The 23281-nt window shown below is 60.1% G+C and carries 19 protein-coding genes; 5 read left to right on the forward strand and 14 right to left on the reverse strand.

The window, feature by feature from the left end; genetic code table 11:
* The coding region (locus B7L09_RS05670; protein WP_094468069.1) for an efflux RND transporter periplasmic adaptor subunit at positions 1-1198 on the reverse strand (1198 nt) is incomplete at its 3' end.
* Between the two features lie 49 nt (positions 1199-1247).
* Entirely contained in the window at positions 1248-2519 is a 1272-nt protein-coding gene (locus tag B7L09_RS05675; RefSeq protein ID WP_094468070.1) for a TolC family protein, read from the reverse strand.
* 424 nt (positions 2520-2943) lie between these two features.
* Here B7L09_RS05675 and B7L09_RS05680 point away from each other — a divergent pair, with 424 nt between their 5' ends.
* On the forward strand, positions 2944-3618 hold the full coding sequence (locus tag B7L09_RS05680; RefSeq protein ID WP_094468071.1) for a heavy metal response regulator transcription factor: 675 nt from the start codon (positions 2944-2946) through the stop codon (positions 3616-3618).
* On the forward strand, positions 3615-5024 hold the full coding sequence (locus B7L09_RS05685; RefSeq protein ID WP_094468072.1) for a heavy metal sensor histidine kinase: 1410 nt from the start codon (positions 3615-3617) through the stop codon (positions 5022-5024). Before B7L09_RS05680 ends, B7L09_RS05685 begins: the two co-directional genes overlap by 4 nt.
* Positions 5025-5150: 126 nt before the next feature.
* Here the strand turns inward: B7L09_RS05685 and B7L09_RS05690 are convergent, their stop codons facing one another.
* The 6 genes from B7L09_RS05690 to B7L09_RS05715 all read right to left on the reverse strand — a co-directional run bounded on the left by B7L09_RS05690 (position 5151) and on the right by B7L09_RS05715 (position 11090).
* On the reverse strand, positions 5151-6893 hold the full coding sequence (locus tag B7L09_RS05690) for an ABC transporter substrate-binding protein (protein WP_094468073.1): 1743 nt from the start codon (positions 6891-6893) through the stop codon (positions 5151-5153).
* Between the two features lie 48 nt (positions 6894-6941).
* Complete coding sequence (locus B7L09_RS05695) at positions 6942-7214, reverse strand: DUF2160 domain-containing protein (RefSeq protein ID WP_094468074.1); 273 nt, start codon at positions 7212-7214, stop codon at positions 6942-6944.
* A 10-nt stretch (positions 7215-7224) separates the two neighbouring features.
* A complete protein-coding gene (locus B7L09_RS05700; protein WP_094468075.1) occupies positions 7225-8025 on the reverse strand; it encodes a carbohydrate ABC transporter permease in 801 nt (266 codons plus the stop codon).
* Between the two features lie 10 nt (positions 8026-8035).
* The gene (locus B7L09_RS05705; RefSeq protein WP_094468076.1) at positions 8036-8902 is read right to left on the reverse strand and encodes a carbohydrate ABC transporter permease; all 867 of its coding nucleotides are present in this window, start codon (positions 8900-8902) and stop codon (positions 8036-8038) included.
* The gene (locus B7L09_RS05710; RefSeq protein ID WP_094468077.1) at positions 8899-9996 is read right to left on the reverse strand and encodes an ABC transporter ATP-binding protein; all 1098 of its coding nucleotides are present in this window, start codon (positions 9994-9996) and stop codon (positions 8899-8901) included. The genes B7L09_RS05705 and B7L09_RS05710 overlap by 4 nt, the downstream gene beginning before the upstream one ends.
* On the reverse strand, positions 9996-11090 hold the full coding sequence (locus B7L09_RS05715) for an ABC transporter ATP-binding protein (protein ID WP_094468078.1): 1095 nt from the start codon (positions 11088-11090) through the stop codon (positions 9996-9998). The genes B7L09_RS05710 and B7L09_RS05715 overlap by 1 nt, the downstream gene beginning before the upstream one ends.
* 371 nt (positions 11091-11461) lie before the next feature.
* On the opposite strand from B7L09_RS05715, the gene B7L09_RS05720 reads away from it, so the two are divergent.
* The gene (locus B7L09_RS05720; RefSeq protein ID WP_094468079.1) at positions 11462-13309 is read left to right on the forward strand and encodes a sigma-54-dependent Fis family transcriptional regulator; all 1848 of its coding nucleotides are present in this window, start codon (positions 11462-11464) and stop codon (positions 13307-13309) included.
* 215 nt (positions 13310-13524) lie between these two features.
* Here the strand turns inward: B7L09_RS05720 and cysS are convergent, their stop codons facing one another.
* Together cysS and B7L09_RS05730 are read right to left on the reverse strand one after the other, a co-directional pair.
* The gene (gene cysS, locus B7L09_RS05725; RefSeq protein ID WP_094468080.1) at positions 13525-14907 is read right to left on the reverse strand and encodes a cysteine--tRNA ligase; all 1383 of its coding nucleotides are present in this window, start codon (positions 14905-14907) and stop codon (positions 13525-13527) included.
* A gap of 15 nt (positions 14908-14922) precedes the next feature.
* Complete coding sequence (locus B7L09_RS05730) at positions 14923-16623, reverse strand: glutamine--tRNA ligase/YqeY domain fusion protein (RefSeq protein ID WP_094468081.1); 1701 nt, start codon at positions 16621-16623, stop codon at positions 14923-14925.
* Between the two features lie 260 nt (positions 16624-16883).
* Between B7L09_RS05730 and B7L09_RS05735 the strand changes: the two genes are divergently transcribed.
* The gene (locus tag B7L09_RS05735) at positions 16884-17387 is read left to right on the forward strand and encodes a peptidylprolyl isomerase (protein WP_094468082.1); all 504 of its coding nucleotides are present in this window, start codon (positions 16884-16886) and stop codon (positions 17385-17387) included.
* The gene (gene lpxH / locus B7L09_RS05740) at positions 17384-18136 is read left to right on the forward strand and encodes a UDP-2,3-diacylglucosamine diphosphatase (protein ID WP_094468083.1); all 753 of its coding nucleotides are present in this window, start codon (positions 17384-17386) and stop codon (positions 18134-18136) included. The genes B7L09_RS05735 and lpxH overlap by 4 nt, the downstream gene beginning before the upstream one ends.
* Before the next feature lie 256 nt (positions 18137-18392).
* Here lpxH and B7L09_RS05745 read toward each other — a convergent pair whose 3' ends face one another.
* The 4 genes from B7L09_RS05745 to B7L09_RS05760 form a co-directional block, all read right to left on the reverse strand.
* Complete coding sequence (locus B7L09_RS05745) at positions 18393-19922, reverse strand: DHA2 family efflux MFS transporter permease subunit (protein WP_094468084.1); 1530 nt, start codon at positions 19920-19922, stop codon at positions 18393-18395.
* 136 nt (positions 19923-20058) lie between these two features.
* Entirely contained in the window at positions 20059-21261 is a 1203-nt protein-coding gene (locus B7L09_RS05750) for an HlyD family secretion protein (protein WP_094468085.1), read from the reverse strand.
* Positions 21262-21276: 15 nt separating this feature from the next.
* Positions 21277-22746, reverse strand: coding sequence for an efflux transporter outer membrane subunit (locus B7L09_RS05755; RefSeq protein ID WP_094468086.1), 1470 nt, complete (start codon positions 22744-22746; stop codon positions 21277-21279).
* The gene (locus B7L09_RS05760; RefSeq protein ID WP_094468087.1) at positions 22743-23216 is read right to left on the reverse strand and encodes a MarR family winged helix-turn-helix transcriptional regulator; all 474 of its coding nucleotides are present in this window, start codon (positions 23214-23216) and stop codon (positions 22743-22745) included. The genes B7L09_RS05755 and B7L09_RS05760 overlap by 4 nt, the downstream gene beginning before the upstream one ends.
* Positions 23217-23281 lie beyond the last annotated feature (65 nt).

Genomic DNA, 23281 nt, shown 5'->3' on the forward strand with positions numbered 1-23281 from the left:
AATGAGAGTGCTCGGCCGAGCCCTTGCCCAGTTCCGATTTGAGAACGAAGCTGCCGGCCGCAGCGACTTGCGCACCAGCCTCCAGCCCCTGCGTGACTTCCACCTGACCCGCTGCACGACTGCCCAGCTCCACGGCCCGCGCCTGGAAACCGTCGTCGGTGCGCATGAACACCGTGGGTTTGTCCTCGACGGTCTGGATCGCAGCTTCCGGCACCGCCACTTTGGCCTGACGGCTGTCGGTGGCGACCCGTGCGGTGACGAACAATCCTGGACGCCACGAACCTTGAGGGTTTTCCAACGTGACGCGAACGGTGGCGGTGCGGGTCTGTTCGCCGAGCAAACTGCCGACGTAAGCCACCGTGCCGGAGACTTCCGCATTGAGTTCCGGGGCGCTGACGGTGACTGCTTTGCCCACTTGCACCTTGTTCAGATCCTTGGGCGAAACGCCGAAGGTCACCCATACTCGCGACAAGTCCGAGAGCGTGAACGCCGCCGTGGTTTCGTCGACCACTTCTCCTGGGGTCAGGTGCTTTTCCACCACCATGCCGTCGAACGGCGCGCGTAATTCATAACGATTGCCGCCGGTGGTAACCACGCTGCCACTGAGCACGCTGATTTTTTGCCGGGCGTTGCTCACGGCAATTTCAGCTTCTTCCAGCGCCTGGCGCGCCTGTAACACATCCTGCTCGGCGGAAATCTTGTCCTGCCACAACTGCTTCTCACGCTCGTAGGTGGTGCGCGCCAAGGCCAGGCGTCGTTGCGCCGCAGCCTGTTCGCTGCGTTGATCGGAGATCTGCTGGCTGGCGATCACCGCCAGCAGTTGGCCCTTCTTCACCCACTGCCCGAGATTGACCGACACCGACTCGACCACCCCCGGCACCCGCGGTACGACGTGGGCGGTGCGGTCTTCGTCGAAGCGCACTTCGCCGGGGAAAGACAAACCGAGGCTGATGCTTTGCGCCCGCGCTTCGGCCAGTTGGATGCCCGCCGCCGCGATCTGCTCGGTACTCAACGTCAGATGCCCCTCTTCGCCTTCGGCATGTTCGCCGTCGGCTGCAGCGCCTTCTTCGGCGTGGTCCGCATGCTCCGCCGCGTCATCGGCGTGGGCATCGATGGACCTGTTGCCCGTCCACATCGAGCCCATACCAAGGCCCAGCGCCAACGTTGCCACCGCGACAACGATCAGTTTTTTATCCATGGAAACTCCTCTGCGCCCTGTCATCGCGCAGTGATCTAAAAGGTGAAATTCAAGGGCTGACGGCCAATGCGCCGAGGTCGCCGAAAATGCGTTCGATACGCACCCGCGCGTCCGTCGCCTCGGCAACGGCCTGGATGTATTGAGTGCGGGCGCTAATCAGGGTGCGCTGGGCGTCGAGCACGTCGAGGAAACCGAACTTGCCCATTTCGAAGCCGCGCGTGGCGCTGTCCACTGCACTTTGTGCGGCGGGCAGGATGGTCTGGTTGAACGCCTGTACTTCGCCGTTGGCGGTCCGCCATTGCTCAAGGGTGGTCTGTATTTCGGTGCGCAAGCGCAGTTCGGTGGCGTTGCGCAGATCACGCGCCTGATCGGTACGGCGCGCCGCCGCCAGCACGTTGCCCTGATTGCGGTTGAACAGCGGAATCGGCATCGACAGCCCGACCACGTTGATCCGCTCGCGCTCCCGTTCGCTGTACTGACTGCCAATGCTGACGGTCAGGTCGGGAATCCGTTGCGCCTTTTCCAGCCCCAACGACGCCTCGCGCTGATCGATCTGCAACTTGGCCAGTCGAAGCTCGGCGGTCTCGTTCAGGCGCTCCAGCAAGCGGGTCGGCGGCGGCACGACGGGCAAGCTTTGCGTGGCCGTCTGCACGGTGGTCGAAGTCGGTAACGGTGCGCCCATGACCTGCGCCAGTTGCTGATAGGCGTTGGCCTGATCGCGCTCGGCGCGGCTCAGTTCCAGTCGCACTTCGGAGCGTTGCACTTGTGCCCGTGTGCCTTCGACCGGCGACGACTTGCCCGCCTCGATCCGCCCCGACGCCACGCGCAAACCGTGCTCGGCCAGTTGCAGCGACTGGCGCGACAACTGCAACCGTTGCTGCGCAGTCTGGGCGCTGGTGAACGCCTGAATCACATCGGCGCGCAAAGCATTGCGCTTGCGCTCCAGTTCGAGCCCGGCGGCGTCCTGCGCGTGGCTGGCGACATCGATCCGCGCTCCGCGCTTGCCGCCCAGTTCAACTGGCTGGCTGAGCATCACGGTGGTGGTGCGCGAATCGCGGCGGGTGTCCTCGGCTTCCCAGGACACTTCGGGATTGGGGATCAGACCGGCCTGCTGGCGGTCACCTTCGGCGATGCCGATTTCCCATCGCGCCGCTGCCAAATCCGGGTTACCGGCGAATGCGGTTTGCAGGGCCTGATCGAGGGTCAGGGTCGATGCATTTGCGAGAGGCACCCCGACCAGCAACAAACCGCCGCTGACCATAACCACCCTCGCAGTCTTTTTCAGGCGTGACCGCGCCGTCAGCTCTCTTAAACCGGGCAATTGAGTACTTCCTTTAATCAAGAGTTTTCGATGCCGTCACGGTAGGGTTTTGAACTTATCGACAAGGTGACTGAAACATTACAAATCCGTTATCCACGGTTGCACCAAGTTGTTTTGCTCTAGCATGCAAAGTGCAATCAGCTAAGTAGCAATACATAGAAACAAATGATGCACCGTCATCTGCCGAACAGTACTTGCTTCAATTCAGCTCTCATGGGGCAGATGGACTTTTGTTCCCGTTCGCTGCGACAGGCTGTCGCAGACCTCTTTCACTAAAGCCTTTACCTTGCACGCCTGCAAACGGAGAAAACGCTGTAGGGAAATAGTTGTTCGTTATTCAAACCCGTCCGGAAGCCCTTACAAAAACAACACCTTTCCCGACCACCTTAATTAAATATCCATTAAATAAAAGTGGTGATTGATCATGCGAATCCTTGTCGTCGAGGACGAGCTTAAAGCTGCCGAATACTTACAACAGGGACTGACGGAAAGTGGTTATATCGTTGACCACGCCGCCAATGGCGCCGATGGATTGCATCTGGCGCAACAACAGGTTTATGACCTGATCATTCTGGATGTGAATCTGCCGGAACTGGACGGCTGGGGCGTGCTGGAACACCTGCGGCGCACCCACACCACGCGAGTGATGATGCTCACCGCGCGCGGTCGCCTGGCGGACAAAATTCGTGGCCTCGATCTGGGCGCCGATGATTATCTGCTCAAGCCGTTCGAGTTTCCGGAATTGCTGGCACGGGTGCGCACTTTGATGCGCCGCAGCGAATACATCCCGGTACCGCAGGTACTGAAAGTCGCCGACCTGGAACTCGACCCTGGCCGTCATCGTGCGTTTCGTGGCGAACAGCGTATTGACCTGACCACCAAGGAGTTCGCCCTGCTGCATCTGTTGATGCGCCAGTCTGGCGAAGTGCTGACCCGTACCCAGATCATTTCCCTGGTGTGGGACATGAATTTCGACTGCGACACCAACGTCGTGGAAGTCTCCATCAGACGCTTGCGGGCGAAGATCGATGACCCGTTCGACAACAAGTTGATCCACACCCTGCGCGGTGTCGGCTACGTGCTGGAGTCGCGGGAATGAAGCCGGCCAGCCTGTCGATGCGGCTGGGGCTGACAGTCAGTATTCTCGGCGCGCTGCTGGTGGTGTTCCTGGCGATCCTGGCGTATTTCGCCCTGACCCATGAGCTGAACGCGTTATCCAAAGGCAGTCTGGAAAAGAAAATGGTGCAGGTTGAACACAGCCTGACGCTGTACACCGACACCGGGGAAATCAGCACGAAACCGCACATTCTGCTTGATCAGGTCATGGGGCACGACAACCTCACGCTAACGATTTACGACTACAGCAACCTGCGCACACCACTGCTCAAATCCGGCACCGGCATGGCCGATCCACGACTTGAATTGAAGGCGGTGCGGGCAGTCAGCAACGAGTTAACCTACGCCACCAGCACTGACGCCGGGGGTGCGAAATTCCTCACGGCGTCCAGGCTGATCAGCCTCAAGGACGGCACCCGCGTCCCGGTGCTGCTATCGATGGACAACGCCCACAATGAGGCCTTGCTCAGCGCCTACCTGCGCTCGACCCTGATTGCCTTGCCGTTGCTGCTGATCTTTATAGGGCTGACTGCCTGGGGCGCGGTCCAGCGTGGTCTGGCGCCGATGCGTGAATTTCGCAAAGTGGCGGCGATGGTCTCGACCCAGGATCTGGATCATCGGCTGTCGGTGGTGAACATGCCCCAGGAGCTGAGCGAACTGGCGCAGGGCATCAACTTCATGCTGCACCGCCTCGACGCCGGCGTGCAGCAGCTGTCGCAGTTCTCTGATGATCTGGCGCATGAGCTGCGTACCCCGATCAGCAATTTGATGGGCAAGGCGCAGGTGACGTTGTCCCGCGAACGCAGCGTGGATGAGTACAAGGACGTGCTGGTTTGCTGCACTGAAGAGCTGGAGCGCGTCGCGCGGATTGTCTCGGACATGCTGTTTCTGGCACAGGTCAGTCACCCGTCAGCGCTCGCGCCGTTCGAGTCGGTTGCCCTGGAAGAAGAAGCCTGGAAAGTCGTCGAGATGTTTTCCCTGTCGGCGCAGGACAAGCAGATCCAGCTGAACGTGGTCGGCAATGCGCGGGTGATGGGTGACCGGTTGATGATTCAACGGGCGATCTCTAATTTGCTGTCCAACGCGCTGCGCCATTGCCCGGTCGGGAAAACCGTGACGCTGTTGATTGAGCGCGGCGCGAGCCAGGCCTCATTGCTGGTCAGCAACCCTGGCGCGGGGATTGAGGCACAGCATCTGCCGCACCTGTTTGATCGGTTCTACCGAGTCGACAGCAGCCGCTCGCGTTCACAAGGCAGCACCGGGCTGGGATTGGCGATTGTGCGGTCGATCATGAGCCTGCATCAGGGAGTGGCCGAGGTGAAGAGCCTGCCGGGTGCGATGACGGTGTTTCGGTTGGGATTTCCCGCGGTTGAGGGGCTGGCGCGCTGAGCCGGTCACACAGGCTTTGAACACCGCAGATCATTGTGGGAGCTAGCTTGCTCGCGATAGCAATGGATCAGACGCCAAAAAAAACGGCACCTCTCGGTGCCGTTCTGACTCACATGATCCAGCTATTTATTTACGCGCCGCCTCCCACGATTTCAGCAGTTCGGCATAACTCACGGTTTCACCCTTAGGCTTCTCGTTCGCCAGTTTCGGCTTCGGTGCACCCGGCTGATCGAACCAGTACTGAGCATCGCGCTCCGGGTTCATTTTCGGNCCACACACCGGCTGCACCTTGGAGCGTTCCAGGCGCGTCATGATCGCGTCCTGCTCCTTGGCCAGGTTGTCCAGCGCCTGTTGCGGGGTTTTCTCGCCGCTGGCGGCGTCCGCGATGTGGCTCCACCACAGTTGTGCCAACCGTGGATAGTCCGGCACGTTGGTCCCGGTCGGGGTCCATTGCACGCGGGCCGGGCTGCGATAGAACTCGACCAGGCCACCGAGTTTAGGTGCCAGGTCGGTCATCGCCTGAGAGTTGATGTCGGACTCACGAATCGGCGTCAGGCCGACGATGGTTTTCTTCAGCGAGACGGTTTTTGAGGTGACGAATTGCGCATAGAGCCAGGCCGCCAGTTTCTGCTTCTCAGGCGTGGACTTCATGAACGTCCACGAACCCACGTCCTGATACCCCAGCTTCATGCCCTTTTCCCAATAAGGCCCGACTGGCGAGGGGGCCATGCGCCATTTCGGCGTACCGTCGGCGTTCACCACCGGCAAACCCGGCTTGGTCATGTCGGCGGTGAAGGCGGTGTACCAGAAAATTTGTTGGGCGATGTTGCCTTGGGACGGCACCGGGCCGGATTCGGAGAAGGTCATGCCCGCCGCTTCCGGTGGTGCGTAGGCTTTCATCCAGTCCACGTATTTTTGCGTGGCGAACACCGCCGCCGGGCCGTTGGTGTCGCCGCCGCGCGTTACGCTGGAGCCCACCGGGTGGCAGTCCTCCACGCGAATGCCCCACTCGTCCACCGGCAAACCGTTGGGCAGGCCTTTGTCGCCGCCACCGGCCATGGAGAACCAGGCATCGGTGAAGCGCCAGCCCAGGGACGGGTCTTTCTTGCCGTAGTCCATGTGCCCGTAGATACGCTTGCCGTCGATTTCCTTGACGTCCTCGCTGAAAAATTTGGCGATGTCTTCATAGGCCGACCAGTTCACCGGCACGCCGAGGTCGTAACCGTATTTTTCCTTGAACTTGGCTTTCAGCTCCGGGCGCTCGAACCAGTCAGCGCGGAACCAATAGAGGTTGGCAAATTGCTGGTCGGGCAATTGATAGATCTTGCCGTCCGGCGCCGTGGTGAAGGAGAGGCCGATAAAGTCCTTGATATCCAGGGTCGGTGAGGTGAAGTCCTTGCCTTCATTGGCCATCAGGTCGGTGATGGATTCAGTTTTTCCATAGCGAAAGTGCGTACCGATCAAGTCGGAATCGTTGACCCAGCCGTCATAGATATTCTTGTCGGACTGCATCTGGGTTTGCAGCTTCTCCACCACGTCGCCTTCCTGCAGCAGGTCGTGGGTCAGCTTGATGCCGGTGATTTCGCTGAAGGCCTTGGCCAGGGTTTTGGATTCATATTCGTGGGTCGCGATGGTTTCCGACACCACCTTGATGCTCATCCCGCGAAACGGCTCGGCGGCCTTGATGAACCACTTCAGCTCTTCGAGCTGCTGCTCTGGCGTGAGGGTGGACGGTTTGAATTCACTGCCGATCCACTTCTTCGCGGCGTCTTCGTAGGCATCGGCCCAGGCCGAAGCGCTCAGACCGCTGAGTGCCAGCATGGCTGCCAATGAAATGCTATGTCGCAGCTTATTGTTTTTGTCGAACATAGAGACCTCCTGTTTGGTTTTCGGAGCAACATTGCCGATCGATTTCGACTAGCCCCAACGCATCACAGCCAACAGCCACACCAGGGACAACGCGAACGCNACCCAGATGCTCCAGCCGGTTACGCCGATCACCAGCAGATGCAGGTAGGCGCTGCCGAGAAGACCGATAAACAAGCGATCACCACGGGTGGTGNCAATCGGCAAGAAACCACGCCGAGGGACACTCGGCGAACGTAATTCCCAGGTCGTCATGCCCGCCAGGATCAGGCCAATGGCGATGAAGAACGCCGCCGTGGGGACAGTCCAGCTCATCCATTCCATCATCAGCTCCTCAGACCCGGCCCAGGGCAAAGCCCTTGGCCACGTGGTTGCGAACAAACCAGATCACCAGCATGCCGGGCAGGATGGTCAACACCCCCGCCGCCGCCAGTACGCCCCAATCGATACCCGATGCCGACACCGTACGGGTCATCACCGCGGCGATAGGCTTGGCGTTAACCGAGGTCAGGGTGCGCGCCAGCAGCAGTTCGACCCAGGAAAACATGAAGCAGAAAAACGCGGTGACGCCAATCCCGGAGCCAATCAGCGGGACGAAAATCTTCACGAAGAACTTGGGGAAACTGTAGCCGTCAATGTAGGCGGTCTCGTCGATTTCCTTAGGCACGCCGGACATGAAGCCTTCAAGAATCCACACCGCCAACGGCACGTTGAACAAGCAATGCGCCAACGCCACCGCGATATGCGTATCGAACAGGCCGATAGACGAATACAGCTGGAAAAACGGCAGCAAGAACACCGCCGGAGGCGCCATGCGGTTGGTCAGCAGCCAGAAAAACAAGTGTTTGTCGCCGAGAAAGCGGTAACGGGAGAACGCGTAAGCCGCCGGCAACGCCACNCTCAGAGAAATNATCGTGTTCAAGCTCACGTAATACAGTGAGTTGAGGTAGCCGGTGTACCAGCTCGGGTCAGTGAAGATCACCTTGTAGTTGGCAAGGGTGAAGTCCTGCGGAAACAGCGTCAGCCCGCCGAGGATTTCGGTGTTGCTCTTGAACGACATGTTCAGCAGCCAGTAGATCGGCACCAACAGGAACAGGATGTAGATCAGCAACGGTACGACCTTGCGCTTGCTCATGTTGGCGGCCTCAGCGGTTGGCGTCGGAATGGGTCATGGCGGTGTAGAACAGCCAGGACACCAACAGGATGATCAGGAAGTACACCAGGGAAAACGCCGCCGCCGGGCCGAGGTCGAACTGCCCGATGGCCATCTGGGTGAGGGTCTGACTTAAGAACGTGGTGGCATTACCCGGCCCGCCGCCGGTGAGCACAAAAGGCTCGGTGTAGATCATGAAGCTGTCCATGAAGCGCAACATCACCGCGATCAGCAGCACGCTTTTCATCTTGGGCAACTGAATATGTCGGAACACCGCCCAGGCGGATGCACGATCAATCCGCGCGGCCTGGTAGTACACGTCCGGAATCGCCCGTAGCCCCGAGTAACACAGCAGCGCCACCAGGGAAGTCCAGTGCCACACATCCATCACCAGCACAGTGACCCAGGCGTCCATGGTGTTGGCGGCATAGTTGTAGTTGATACCCATCGCATTGAGGCTCGATCCCAGCAGGCCGATGTCGGCCCGGCCAAAGATCTGCCAAATGGTGCCGACCACGTTCCACGGAATCAGCAGCGGAATCGCCAGAATGATCAGCACCAGCGATGACCAGCGGCCCTTGGTGGGCATGGTCAGAGCGATGGCGATACCCAGCGGAATTTCAATCAACAGCACGCAGGCTGAATAGATGAACTGGCGCAGCAACGAGTCGTGCAGGCGCGGGTCGAGCAGCACCTGCTTGTACCAGTCGGCACCGACAAAGTAGCGGCTGGACTGGTCAAAAATGTCCTGCACCGAGTAGTTGACCACCGTCATCATCGGGATCACCGCACTGAACGCCACCAGCAGGAACACCGGCAACACCAGCCACCAGGCCTTGTTGTTCTGCACCTTGTTCATGGCAGCACCTCCAGCAGGTAATCGTCGGCATACACCATCAACCACTGCGTGGGGAAGCTGATCGAGGCTTTGCCTTCCGGCACCGGTTTGTCTTCGGCCAGGCGCACTTTCAACGGCGCGCCGTCGAGGTTGAGGGTGATGATTTTGTAGGTGCCCAGGTCTTCCACATGGATGACGTGGGCCTGCATCGCGTCATCGAACGGCTCGTCCCATACATGCACGAACTCGGGACGGATACCGACCTTCAGGGTTTTCCACTCGGACTCGGCGATGCGTTTCTGTTGCGCGTCAGACAAAGGCAGATGCGTCGACGCAAACCCGACACCGCCNGNTTCGGCCTGCACTTCGATCAGATTCATCCCAGGGCTGCCGATGAAATAGCCGACAAAGGTGTGGCTTGGCCGCTCGAACAACTCGCGCGGCGTGCCGAACTGCACGATCTGCCCGCCGTACATCACCGCGATCTTGTCGGCAAAGGTCGAGGCTTCGAGCTGGTCGTGGGTCACGTAGACCATGGTGATATTGAACTGCTCGTGGATCTGCTTGAGCTTGCGCCGCAGCTTCCATTTGAGGTGCGGGTCGATCACCGTCAGCGGTTCATCGAACAGGATCGCCGACACGTCGTCGCGCACCAGGCCACGGCCCATGGAGACTTTTTGTTTTTCATCGGCGGTGAGGTTGCGCGCCTTTTTGCTCAGCAGGTTTTGCAGGTCGAGGACTTCAGCTATTTCCTGCACCTTGCTGTGAACTTTCGCTTCGGCCATGCCTTGGTTACGCAGCGGAAAGGCCAGGTTGTCGAACACGGTCATGGTGTCGTACACCACCGGGAACTGGAACACCTGGGCGATGTTGCGTTTCTCGGGGGTCAGTTCGTTGACTACTGTGTGGTCGAACAGCACCTGGCCTTCNGACGGGCTGAGCAACCCGGAAATGATGTTGAGCAATGTCGACTTGCCGCAGCCCGAAGGCCCGAGCAAGGCATAAGCACCGCCCTGCTCCCAAACGTGGTTCATTTCCCGAATGGCGTAGTCCTCAGGACCGCTGGGTGTAGGGCTGTAGCTGTGGGCGAGGTTCTGCAAATGAATCTCGGCCATCAGGCAACCCTCGCGACACGGCGCCCGGGTGCCTGGACCAAACGGCCCTGACCATCGAACACAAACAGTTTATGGGTGGGGATATACACGCGGATCGGTGCGTCGACGTCGTACTCATGCACCCCCGGCAGGTGCAGCACCAGCAGGAAGTGTTCGCTGCGCACATGCAGGAAGGTTTCCGAGCCGCTGATCTCCGCGACCTCCACGGTCACCGCCAGCTCCAGGTCATCGTCGTTGCTCGGCACCAGGCTGATATGGCTGGGGCGCACGCCAAAGCGGAACTCGCCTTCGCCGATGGGGCGCAGGTCGACGTTCAGCGGGAAGTGCACGACATCGGCGAAGCTCACTTCATTGCCGCTGATACGCCCGGGCATCAGGTTGATCGGCGGTTCGGAAAACAGCTCGGCCGCCAGCACGGTCTGCGGCTGGTGATACACCTCGGCGGCCTTGCCGCTTTGGATCACCCGGCCTTCGTGGAGGATGGTGGTGGTGCCGCCCAGGGCCAGCGCCTCGTTGGGCTCGGTGGTGGCATAGATCGCGATGGTGTGGCGGGCCTTGAACAGTTCGCGCATTTCCTGACGCAGTTCTTCACGCAGCTTGTAGTCCAGGTTCACCAGCGGCTCATCGAACAGGATCAACTCGGCATCTTTCACCAACGCGCGGGCCATGGCCGTGCGCTGCTGCTGGCCACCGGACAGTTCGAGTGGGTGGCGCTGGAGGAATTTCTCGATGCGCAGCATCTTCGCGGTTTCCAGCACTTTGCTCTGGATCAGCTCGTTGGACACACCGGCCTGGCGCAACGGCGAGGCGATGTTTTCGAACACGGTCATGGTCGGGTAATTGATGAACTGCTGGTAGACCATCGACACGTTGCGCAGGCGCACCGGCTTTTGCGTGACATCCACGCCATTCATCAGGATGCGCCCGCTGTCGGGCTTGTCCAGGCCAGCCATCAGGCGCATCAGGCTGGTCTTGCCGGACAGGGTACGGCCGAGCAATACGTTGAAGGATCCGGGTTCAAAACTAAGGCACGCATCGTCGATCCAGGTCTGGCCCTCGACGGTGCGGCTGACGTGCTCCAGGGTTAATGACATGGCTCGGCCTTTTTTATTATTTGGAGTCAAGCGACCCAGGCTGTAGAGCGAGTTTCATGCCAGAAAATGTAAGTGATTGAACCGCCTGGAAAATCTTCTAGACAGTGGGAAAACCACTTTCGTTGCTGAACAGAAATGAACAACCGCGACTGAACAATTGAACAATCCAGCCGTTGACAATGAACAATAGTGAACAACACTCTACGGACTGTTCACGATCCCTGTAGGAGCCGGANCNTGTGGGAGGGNGCTTGCTCNCGANAGCGGTGGATCAGTCGACATCNATTTGACTGACNCACCGCCNTCGNGAGCAAGCCCNCTCCCACAGTGCAAAACCCATAAAAATAATAAATGCTCAGAGATCGACTGCCATGGCCGTACCCGCCTCGCCGCTCTCCCACGACACCATCATCCAGGACTCCTGGTCCCGTTGTCGCGCGTTCGGCCTCAACCATCAAAGCGCCCCGNGCTTCGACCAACTGCCTGCCGAAGGCATCAGCCAATTGCTGGAAAGCCAGCATTCCCTGGTGCAAACCACCCATCAGGAAGTGCTGCCCTACTACGAAAACATCCTGAGCAATTCCAACTGCCTGATCATGCTGGCCGACAACCAGGGCCAGGTCCTGACGTCGTGGGGCACCCAACGCTTTATCGAGCCGAGTCTGACCCGCGGTTTCAGCGCCGGCGCCAGTTGGATGGAACGTTGCAGCGGCACCAATGCGATCGGCACCGCGCTGGCCTGCGAGCAGGCAGTGCACATCGAGCACGATGAACACTTCCTCAAGGCCAACCGCTTCATGACCGGTTCCGCCGCGCCGATTTTCGATGCCCAGCGCGAAATCATTGCGGTGCTGGATGTGTCCAGCGACAGCTACCTGCCGCCCTCCCACACCCTGGGCATGGTCAAGATGATGAGCCAGACCGTGGAAAACCGGCTGATCCTCAACCTGTTTCGCGGCGAGCATTTTCAACTGACCTTCAACACCGGCCTGAACAACCTCGACAGCCAATGGGCGGGCCTGCTTATCTTTGATGATAGCGGCCAGGTGCTGTCGGCCAACCGCCGCGCCGATAACTTGCTGGGCATCAGTTTGTCGCGGGTCAGCGTCGAGAGTTTGTTCAAGGTGTCGTTGCTGGAANTGCTGAACCAGCCCGATGGCCTGCCCTTCGCCCTGCAAGCCTCGGGGCGCAACCGTTTTCAATGCCTGTTGAAACGGCCGAAACAGGTGCCGATTCAGGCTCGCCTGTTTTCTGAAACCAAGCGCGCAGAACCTGCTGCGGCCGCGCCCGCTGCGATCAGACTCAATACCTTGCATTTCGGCGACAGTCGCGTGGAAAAAGCCGTGCGCCAGGCCGAGCGGTTACTGGAAAAGGACATTCCACTGCTGATCCACGGCGAGACCGGCGTGGGCAAAGAGGTCTTCGTCAAAGCCCTGCACCAGGCCAGTTCTCGGAGCAAACAGCCATTCATCGCCGTCAACTGTGCAGCGATCCCCGCCGAACTGGTGGAATCCGAGCTGTTTGGCTACGAGAAAGGCGCGTTCACCGGTGCCAATCAGAAAGGCAGCATCGGACTGATCCGCAAGGCCGACAAAGGCACCCTGTTCCTCGATGAAATCGGCGACATGCCACTTCCGACACAAGCCCGTCTGTTAAGGGTTTTGCAGGAACGTTGCGTGCAACCGGTGGGCAGTAGCGAGTTGTTCCCGGTGGACATCCGCATCATCTCGGCGACCAACCGCTCGTTGCGTGAGCAAGTGCAGTTGGGGCGGTTTCGCGAAGACCTTTATTACCGCATCGGCGGTTTGACCCTGGAGTTGCCGCCGCTGCGGGAACGCAGTGACAAACAGGCGCTGTTCAAACGTATATGGGAACAGCATCGCGAGCCGTCGCAGTGGGCCGGGTTGAGCCGTGAGGTGATGGAGTTGTTCGGCCGTCATCCGTGGCCGGGGAATTTAAGGCAGGTCAGCAGCGTGATGCAGGTAGCGCTGGCCATGGCCGAAGAACAACCGGTGCGGCCGGAGCATTTGCCGGATGATTTTTTTGTCGATCTGGAGCTGGAGCCGGTGGATTCGCCGGAACCGTTGGCGGTGGATTTGAATGATGCCGAGGATTTGAATCGGTTATTGCAGGCGGCTGGAGGCAATATCTCGCACCTCGCCCGGCGTCTTGGGGTGAGCCGGAATACCCTTTACAAGCGATTGCGCCAGGCTGAGTAATTGAGTGAACTGCGGTGATGGTGTTCGGCTTGAGACCATCGCGGGCAATCCCGCTCCCACAGGGTTTTGTGTCGTCCACAAAATCGGAAGCCACCACCATCACTGTGGGAGCGGGCTTGCCCGCGATGGGTCCAGCCGGGGCAGCGCTGCACTTGCTCCTACCCACAAACAAAAACCCGCACAAGGCGGGTTTTGTTTTGTAGCGGATAACGCTGTCAGTCAGCCAACCGCCAGGTCGTGCCGCCCTTCCCGTCTTCCAGTACCACGCCCATGGCGGTGAGTTGGTCACGGATACGGTCGGATTCCGCCCAGTCTTTATTAGCACGTGCCGCCAAACGCGCAGCAATCAGCGCATCAACCTCTGCCGCATCCACCCGCCCTTCAGCGCCGGCCTGCAAGAAGTCATCGGCCTCAAGCTGCAACACGCCCAGCACGCTGGCCAGTTCCTTCAAGCGCGCCGCCAGACCCGCCGCTGCATCGAGATCGCTCTCGCGCAGGCGGTTGATCTCCCGCACCATCTCAAACAACACCGCGCAGGCTTCCGGCGTGCCGAAGTCGTCGTTCATGACTTCGGTAAACCGTGCCACGAATGCTTCACCGCCGGCAGGCGCCACGGCTGGCAGGCCTTTCAACGCGTGGTAGAAACGCTCCAGGGCGCCTTTGGCGTCCTTGAGGTTGTCTTCCGAATAGTTGATGGCGCTGCGGTAGTGGCTGGACACCAGCAAATAACGCACAACCTCAGGAGGGTACTTTTCCAGCACGTCGCGAATGGTGAAGAAGTTGTTCAAGGACTTGGACATCTTCTCGCCATTGATGCGGATCATGCCGCAGTGCATCCAGGCGTTGGCGTAGGTCTTGCCGGTAGCCGCTTCGCTTTGGGCGATTTCGTTTTCGTGGTGCGGGAACTCGAGGTCGCTGCCGCCGCCATGAATGTCGAAGGTCTCGCCCAGGCAGCAGGTGGACATCACCGAGCATTCGATGTGCCAGCCCGGACGCCCGGCGCCCCATGGCGACTCCCAGCTCGGCTCGCCGGGCTTGGTGCCTTTCCACAGCACGAAGTCGAGCGGGTCTTGCTTGGCTTCGTCGACTTCGATGCGCGCGCCGATGCGCAGGTCTTCGATTTTCTTGCGCGACAGCTTGCCGTAGCCCATGAACTTGGCGACGCGGTAGTACACGTCGCCATTGCCCGGGGCGTAGGCGTAACCCTTGTCGATCAGGGTCTGGATCATCGCGTGCATGCCGGGGATGTGGTCCGTGGCGCGCGGTTCCATGTCCGGCTTGAGGATGTTGAGGCGCGCCTCGTCCTCATGCATGGCAGCGATCATGCGCTCGGTCAGCGCGTCGAACGACTCGCCGTTTTCGTTGGCGCGGTTGATGATCTTGTCGTCGATGTCCGTGATGTTGCGCACATACGTCAAGTCATAGCCGCTGAAACGCAACCAGCGCGTCACCAGGTCGAAGGCAACCATGCTGCGGCCGTGGCCGATGTGGCAGTAGTCGTACACGGTCATGCCGCACACGTACATGCGCACCTTGTTGCCATCCAGCGGCTTGAAGACTTCTTTGGTTTTGCTGAGTGTGTTGTAGATCGTTAGCACNNCNTATNCCTTGAATCACTGGCCCCACGAATCACGCAAGGTCACGGTACGGTTGAATACCGGAGCACCGGGTTTCGAGTCCTTGATATCCGCGCAGAAGTAACCTTCGCGCTCGAACTGGAAACGGTCTTCCGGCTGTGCGTCGCCAAGCGATGGCTCGGCACGACAACCTGTAAGCACTTGCAGCGAGTCAGGGTTGATGTTGTCGAGGAAACTCGCGCTGTCTTCGGCCTTCTCAGGGTTGGCCGAACGGAACAGGCGATCGTACAGGCGCACTTCGCATTCGATGCTCGCAGCGGCCGGCACCCAGTGCACGACGCCTTTGACCTTGCGGCCTTCCGGGTTCTTGCCCAGGGTTTCCGGGTCGTAGGAGCAACGCAGTTCGACGATGTTGCCATCGGCGTCCTTGATGGCTTCGTCGGCACGGATCACGTAGCTGCCGCGCAGGCGCACTTCGCCGTTCGGCTCCAGGCGCTTGTAGCCTTTTGGCGGCTCTTCCATGAAGTCATCACGGTCGATGTAGATTTCGCGAGCGAACGGCAGCTTGCGCACGCCCAGCTCTTCTTTCTGCGGATGACGCGGCAGCTCGAGGTGGTCGACCTTGTCTTCCGGGTAGTTGGTGATCACGACTTTCAACGGACGCAGCACGCACATGGCGCGCGGCGCGTTCGCGTCCAGATCCTGACGGATGCTGAACTCAAGCATGCCGTAATCGACCACACCGTCAGAACGGTTGGTGCCGACCATGTCGCAGAAATTGCGGATCGACGCCGGGGTGTAGCCACGACGACGGAAACCCGAAAGGGTCGACATGCGCGGGTCGTCCCAGCCATGCACGTGCTTTTCATCGACCAGTTGCTTGAGCTTGCGCTTGCTGGTGATGGTGTAGTTCAGGTTCAGGCGGCTGAATTCGTACTGACGCGGGTGCGCCGGTACCGGCAGGCTGTCGAGGAACCATTCGTACAGTGGACGGTGGCTTTCGAACTCCAGGGTGCAAATGGAGTGGGTGATGCCTTCGATGGCGTCCGACTGGCCGTGGGTGAAGTCGTAGTTCGGGTAGATGCACCACTTGTCACCGGTCTGGTGATGGTGGGCATGGCGAATGCGGTACATGATCGGGTCGCGCAGGTTCATGTTCGGCGAGGCCATGTCGATCTTGGCGCGCAGCACGCGGGCGCCGTCCGGGAACTCACCGGCGCGCATGCGGTTGAACCAGTCCAGGTTCTCTTCCACCGAACGGTCGCGGAACGGGCTGTTCTTGCCAGGCTCGGTCAGGCTGCCGCGGTATTCCTTGGCCTGTTCCGGGCTCAGGTCATCGACGTAGGCCTTGCCGGCCTTGATCAGCTCGACGGCCCAATCGTGCAACTGGTCGAAATACTGCGAGGCATAGCGCACTTCGCCGGACCATTCAAAGCCCAGCCATTTGACGTCGCTTTCGATGGCGTCGATGTATTCCTGGTCTTCCTTGGCCGGGTTGGTGTCGTCGAAACGCAGGTGCGTGACGCCACCGAACTCCTGGGCCAGGCCGAAGTTCACACAAATCGACTTGGCGTGACCGATGTGCAGGTAGCCGTTGGGCTCTGGCGGGAAACGGGTGACGATCTGCGTATGCTTGCCCGAATCCAGGTCCGCCTGGATGATCGGGCGCAGGAAATTGACCGGGACGGCAGGTCCGGCCTTGGAATTCGAGGTAGGGTCGACAGTGGGCTTGCTCATAGGATCCTTGAACGTACAAGTGCGCGGCCAGTTGGCCAAATCAAAGCGGCTGTTAAAACAAAGGGGCTTATCATAGCCGATGCCGTCAAGTCGCTGACAGAGCAGGCCCGAAAACGGTTGCATTTAATCGGATGCAAATGAAAAACAGCCTCGAAATTCGCGCCCGGCACGCTAAACTGCGCACCTTGGCCGAATTTGGCCGGACCGGTTGAGGGCTTCAACGCCCCGAAACCCACGAATTATTAGAAAGAGTACCGATCATGACTCAAGTCAAACTGACCACCAACCACGGTGACATCGTCATCGAGCTGAACGCCGAGAAAGCGCCGATCACCGTCGCCAACTTCATCGAATACGTTAAAGCCGGCCACTACGAAAACACCGTTTTCCACCGTGTCATCGGCAACTTCATGGTCCAGGGCGGCGGTTTCGAGCCCGGCATGAAAGAAAAGAAAGACAAGCGCCCAAGCATCCAGAACGAAGCAGACAACGGCCTCTCCAACGACAAGTACACCGTCGCCATGGCCCGTACCATGGAGCCACATTCGGCCTCCGCGCAGTTCTTCATCAACGTGGCCGACAACGCCTTCCTGAATCACAGCGGCAAGAACGNTCAGGGCTGGGGCTACGCCGTGTTCGCCAAAGTCGTTGAAGGCACCGACGTTGTCGACAAGATCAAAGGTGTTTCCACCACCATGAAAGGCGGCCACCAGGACGTGCCAGCAGAAGACGTGATCATCGAGAAAGCCGAGATCGTTGGGTGATATTGCTGATTTCAGATTTGCATCTGGAAGAGGAGCGCCCGGACATCACCCGGGCGTTTCTGGATTTGCTCCACGGCCGCGCCCGTGGCGCCCAGGCGTTGTACATTCTGGGCGACTTTTTCGAGGCGTGGATTGGCGACGATGCCATGACGCCGTTCCAGCGTTCCATCTGCCAGGCCCTGCGCACTCTTAGCGACAGCGGCACGGCCATATTTCTGATGCACGGCAATCGCGACTTCATGCTCGGCCAGGCCTTTTGCAAACAGGCCGGCTGCACGTTATTGAAGGACCCGAGTGTCGTGCAGTTCTATGGCGAGCCTGTGCTGTTGATGCACGGCGACAGCCTCTGCACCCGCGACGTCGGCTATATGAAGCTGCGGCGTTACCTGCGTAATCCGATCACCCTGTTCATCCTGCGGCACCTGCCCTTGCGCACGCGGCATAAACTGGCGCGCAAGCTGCGCAGCGAAAGCCGGACGCAGACGCGGATGAAGGCCAATGACATTGTCGATGTCACGCCGGAAGAAGTGCCGCGGATCATGCAGGAATACGGCGTGAAGACCTTGATCCATGGGCACACCCATCGCCCGGCTATTCACAAATTGCAGATTGGTGACCAGGCGGCCAAGCGCATCGTGCTGGGGGATTGGGACAAGCAGGGCTGGGCCTTGCAGGTGGATGAGCAAGGGTTTGCCCTCGCCCCCTTCGACTTCGCCCCGCCGCCACAACTCGCAGCCCCCACGATCTAACTGCCGGACACAAGAACCTGTGGGAGCGGGCTTGCCCGCGATAGCGGAATCACATTCAACAACTTTTTTGACTGATCCACCGCCATCGCGGGCAAGCCCGCTCCCACNTTTCGATCTGTATTAGACGCTAACTNANGCNCACCNCANTCCCTGTGGGAGCGGGCTTGCCCGCGATGGCGGTGTGTCAGTCGACANNGANGTTGNCTGACCCACCGCCATCGCAGGCAAGCCAGCTCCCACAGGGTTTGTGNNTGNCTCANTGGCCGGAAGCCTCCGGCCCTGCCTTCGCCGCAAACGGCGGTTTCGCCAGCCACACAATCACGATCAAGCCCATGAACATCCACCCCAGCAACGTGAAGTAATCCACGGTGGACANCATGTAGGCCTGACTGGTCAGCACATGATCCAGCTGCGCATACGCTGGATTGCTCGGTCCGCCCAGCGCATTCAGTGCCTCGCGGGTCGCGGGCTCATAAGTGCTGATGNTNTCACTCATGTACGCATGGTGCTGATCCGCGCGGCGAATCCAGATCCAGGTGGTCAGCGATGCCGCAAAACTGCCGCCCAGGGTTCGCAGGAACGTCGCAAGGCCGGCGCCATCGGCGATTTGTGCCGGCGGCAAATCGGACATCAAGATGCTCAAGGTCGGCATAAAGAACAGTGCCACACCAATACCCATGAACAGTTGCACCAGGGCGATGTGCTGGAAGTCCACCTCATTGGTGAAGCCCGCCCGCATGAAGCAGCTCAAGCCAATCGCCAGAAATGCCAGGCCGGCCAGCAAGCGCAGGTCGAACTTGTGCGCGTATTTGCCCACAAACGGCGACATCAGTACCGGCAGAATCCCGATCGGTGCCACCGCCAGCCCCGCCCACGTCGCCGTGTACCCCATCTGGGTTTGCAGCCATTGCGGCAGGATCAGGTTGATGCCGAAGAACCCGGCNTACCCCAGCACCAACACAATGGTGCCGATGCGGAAGTTGCGGTAGGCAAACAGCCGCAGGTTGACCACCGGGTGTTTGTCGGTGAGTTCCCAGATGACGAACACGGCCAGCGCGATCACTGAAATCGCCGCGCCGATGAGGATGAAGTTCGACTCGAACCAATCGAGGTCATTGCCCTTGTCGAGGATCACCTGCAACGCGCCGACACCAATGATCAGCGTGATCAAACCCACGTAATCCATCGGCTGGTAGCTGGTCACCACCGGACGCTTCTTCAGTTGCGAACGCACCACCATCACCGCAAAGATGCCGATGGGCACGTTGATAAAGAAAATCCAGGGCCAGCTGTAGCTGTCAGTGATCCAGCCGCCGAGGATCGGCCCGGCAATCGGCGCCACCACCGTGACCATCGCCAATAACGCCAGGGCCATGCCGCGCCTGGCTGGCGGGTAGACCGCAATCAGCAAGGTTTGGGTCATCGGGTACAACGGCCCCGCGACCAGGCCTTGCAGCACCCGAAAACCAATCAGCTCGGGCATCGAAGTGGAAATACCACAGAGGAACGAGGCCAGCACAAACAGAATCGTCGCCCAGAGAAACAGCTTCACCTCACCGAAACGCCGACTCAGCCAGCCGGTGAGCGGCAAGGCAATCGCGTTGCTCACCGCAAACGAAGTGATCACCCAGGTGCCCTGCTCCGAGCTCACACCCAGGTTGCCGGAGATGGTCGGCAACGCCACGTTGGCGATGGTGGTGTCGAGCACTTGCATGAAAGTCGCCAGCGACAGGCCGATGGTGCTGAGCAGCAGGCTGGGCGGCGTGAAAGACGCGTTATTGCTCATTGTGAATCCCTTGAAGCTGGGCAGGCGCGGCGCCTTTCAAAGGGTGCCGCTGACCTTGTGGGAGCGAGCTTGCTCGCNGAATGCAAATCCGCCATCGCGAGCAAGCTCGCTCCCACAGGACCGGTGTGATGGCGAATCAGCGCTGGACGGTTTTGCTGACCGCCGCGCTGTTGTCGTGGATCAACTGAGTGATCATCGCGTCGGCCTCGGCCAGCTGACGGTCGTAGACGTTGGTGCTGAACGAAGCTTTTTGCGGCGGCTGTTGCGCCAGCACCGGGCCGCTCTGGTCGTGCAGGTTCACATCGACCTGAGTCGACAGGCCGACCCGCAACGGGTGCTTGGCCAGTTCATCGGCGTTGATATGGATACGCACGGGCACCCGCTGCACGATCTTGATCCAGTTACCGGTGGCGTTTTGCGCCGGCAGCAGGGCGAACGCGCTGCCGGTACCGGCGCCCAGGCTATCCACGGTGCCGCTGAACTTCACGTCACTGCCGTAGATGTCGGACTCGATGTCCACCGGCTGCCCAATACGCATATCGCGCAGTTGGGTTTCCTTGAAGTTGGCGTCGATCCACAGTTGGTTCAGCGGGATCACCGCCATCAACGCAGTCCCCGGCTGCACGCGCTGGCCCAGTTGCACGGTGCGCTTNGCNACGTANCCGGTAACGGGTGCGATCAAGGTGCTGCGGGAATTGTTCAGATAGGCCTGACGCAATTGCGCAGCCGCCGCCATCACGTCCGGATGCGACGAGACCACGGTATCATCCACCAGCGCGCTGGTGGTTTTGAANTGTTGCTGCACGTTGGCCAGGGCATTTTGCGCCGAGGTCAGGTCGTCACGCGCATGGGACAGTTCTTCCTGGGAAATCGCGCCGCCGGCAGCCAGATTCTTACGGCGATTGTAGTTGTCCTGAGCCTTTTGCACGTTGGCCTGCTGGGCCAGCACTTGGGCTTTCATGCCGTCGACATTGCTGTAGAGACCACGCACCTGACGCACGGTGCGCGCCAGGTTGGCCTGCGCACTTTGCAGGCCGACAGCGGCGTCATTCGGGTCAAAATTGATCAGCACCTGGCCCTCGTGGACCAGGTCGCCATCGTCGGCGCCGATGCTGACTACCGTGCCGGTGACCAGCGGGGTGATTTCCACCACGTTGCCGTTCACGTAGGCGTCGTCGGTGCTTTCATTCCAGCGCCCGTAGAATTCGTGATACCCCCAGACGCCGACACCGGCGAGGATCACCACGATCGCGAGCATCACCAGCATGATTTTGCGTTTGCGCGGGTTGCTGGTGTCTTGAGCGTTGTCAGGGGTTTGGGTGTTTTCTGCAGTGGCCATGACCAATACCTTGAATTAATTGTGCTGCGTGGCTGGGAGTGCGTTGGCTGCGGTCAGGGTTTCGCCCTGGAAGCCGCCGCCCAGCGCCTGCATCAGTTGGATCGACAGGTCGATCTGCTCGGCATTCAGGTTGGCCAACTGACGCTGGGCCTGGAGCAATTGCTGCTCGATGCTGAGCACATCCAGGTAATTACCGATGCCTGAGCTGTAACGCTGCACCNCGGTGTTGTAAGAATCCTGCGCAATGTCGGTGGCGTGCTGCTGCGCCCCGATCTGCCGGCCGATGTCGCGCAACTGGTTGATGGTGTCGCTGACGTCGCCCAAGGCTTGCACCAGGGTTTTGTTGTACTGAGCCACCGCCAGGTCGTAATCGGCGTCGCGGGCATCCAGGTCGGCACGCAAGCGGCCACCGTCAAAGATCGGCAACGAGATCGTCGGCGCAATGCTGAAGAAACGACTGGCTGAGCCAAACATCGCATCCCCCAGCAACGACTCGGCCCCGGCGCTCGCGCTCAGGTTGAGGTTGGGATAGAAACGGGTTTTGCTCGCGGCCACGTTCTTGCTCGCCGCCTCCACCCGCCAGCGCGCGGCGATCAGGTCNGGGCGACGACCGAGCAACTCGGCCGGCAACACCGATGGCAGCGCCACGGCGCTGGCTTGCAGGATCTTCGGCCGGGCGATTTCATTGCCACGATCCGGGCCTTTGCCGAGCAGTACCGCCAAGGCGATTTTTGCGCTTTGCAGGCGTTTTTCGGCGTCGATCAGGCTGGACTGGGAGCTGGCTTCCAGGCTTTCGGTCTGTTGGTACTGGTACTGGCTGTCGATGCCGGAGCTGAGGCGGCGTTGGCTCAGGTCGAGCATTTGCCTGGTGCGTTTGAGGTCTTCATTGGCCAGGTCATNCACGATATGGGCCTGGCCCAGGTCGCTGTAGGCCTTGGCCACGTTGGCGGCCAAGGTCAGGCGTGCGGCTTGTTGATCGACTTCGGCGGCACGCGCCTGGCCCAAGGCGGCTTCCCAGGCGGCGCGCTGGCCACCCCAGAGGTCGAAGTTGTAATTGAAACTGGCGCCAATATTACGCACGGTGGCGTAGGCATCGCCCTCGCCGCGCGGGTCCTGGTCCTTGGCCAGGCGCGAACGGCTCACGCCAGCGCTGGCATCGAGGGTCGGCATCCGCGCGGCATCGGCGGCATACGCAGCGGCGCTGGCCTGGTGAGCGCGAGCGTCGGCGATCTGCATGTCGGGGCTGTCGTGCAGCGCTTCATGGATCAAGCCGTCGAGCTGTGGGTCGCCCAGGCTTTTCCACCAATCGCTTTTTGGCCAGGCCGCAGGCGACAAGGTCACGCCGCTCAGGGATTGCCCGGCCTTGAGGGATTTCGCATCGAGGCTTTTACCTTCAGTGGTCAGGCCGCTGTAACTGGCGCAACCGGCCAGTGTCATGGCCGCCAGCACCAGGCTCAGGCCGGCACGCAGGGTTTTACTGCTCATTGGTCACCTACCCGCAGCAAGGTGATCGAGTCACCGGCTGCTACCAGCATTTTCTTGAGAATCTGCTCCAGGGTTTTCAGTTCTTCCGGGGTGATCGCGCCGGCCAGCTCATTCATGGCGTCGGCGCCGATTTCCGGCAGGCGGTCAGTCAATTGCTGGCCTTGCTCGGTCAGCACCAGTTGCACCTGACGGCGATCCGNTTCGGAACGCTTGCGCGCCAGCAGGCCCTTTTGCTCCAGACGATCGAGCATGCGGGTCATGGAACCGCTGTCCAGCGACAAGTTGCGGCACAGCTCGGCCGGGGTGTCCACATCAAACTGGGCCATGATGATCAGCACTTTGAACTGCGCGGCGGTGATGCCGTGGGGCTCCATGTGCGTGTCGATGATCCGGTCCTTGAGCAGCGCAGCGCGCCCGAGCAGGAGGCCGAGATGGCAGGTGTGGAATGCGTCCGGGGTGAAATGTTTCATCTGACCACCAATTAGCTGCCTAGGCAGAGAATGTATGACGAGATGTTACTGCCTAGGCAGCGAAT

Origin of the sequence: Pseudomonas mandelii (assembly GCF_002251635.1) — a bacterium.
Classification (GTDB): domain Bacteria; phylum Pseudomonadota; class Gammaproteobacteria; order Pseudomonadales; family Pseudomonadaceae; genus Aquipseudomonas; species Aquipseudomonas mandelii_B.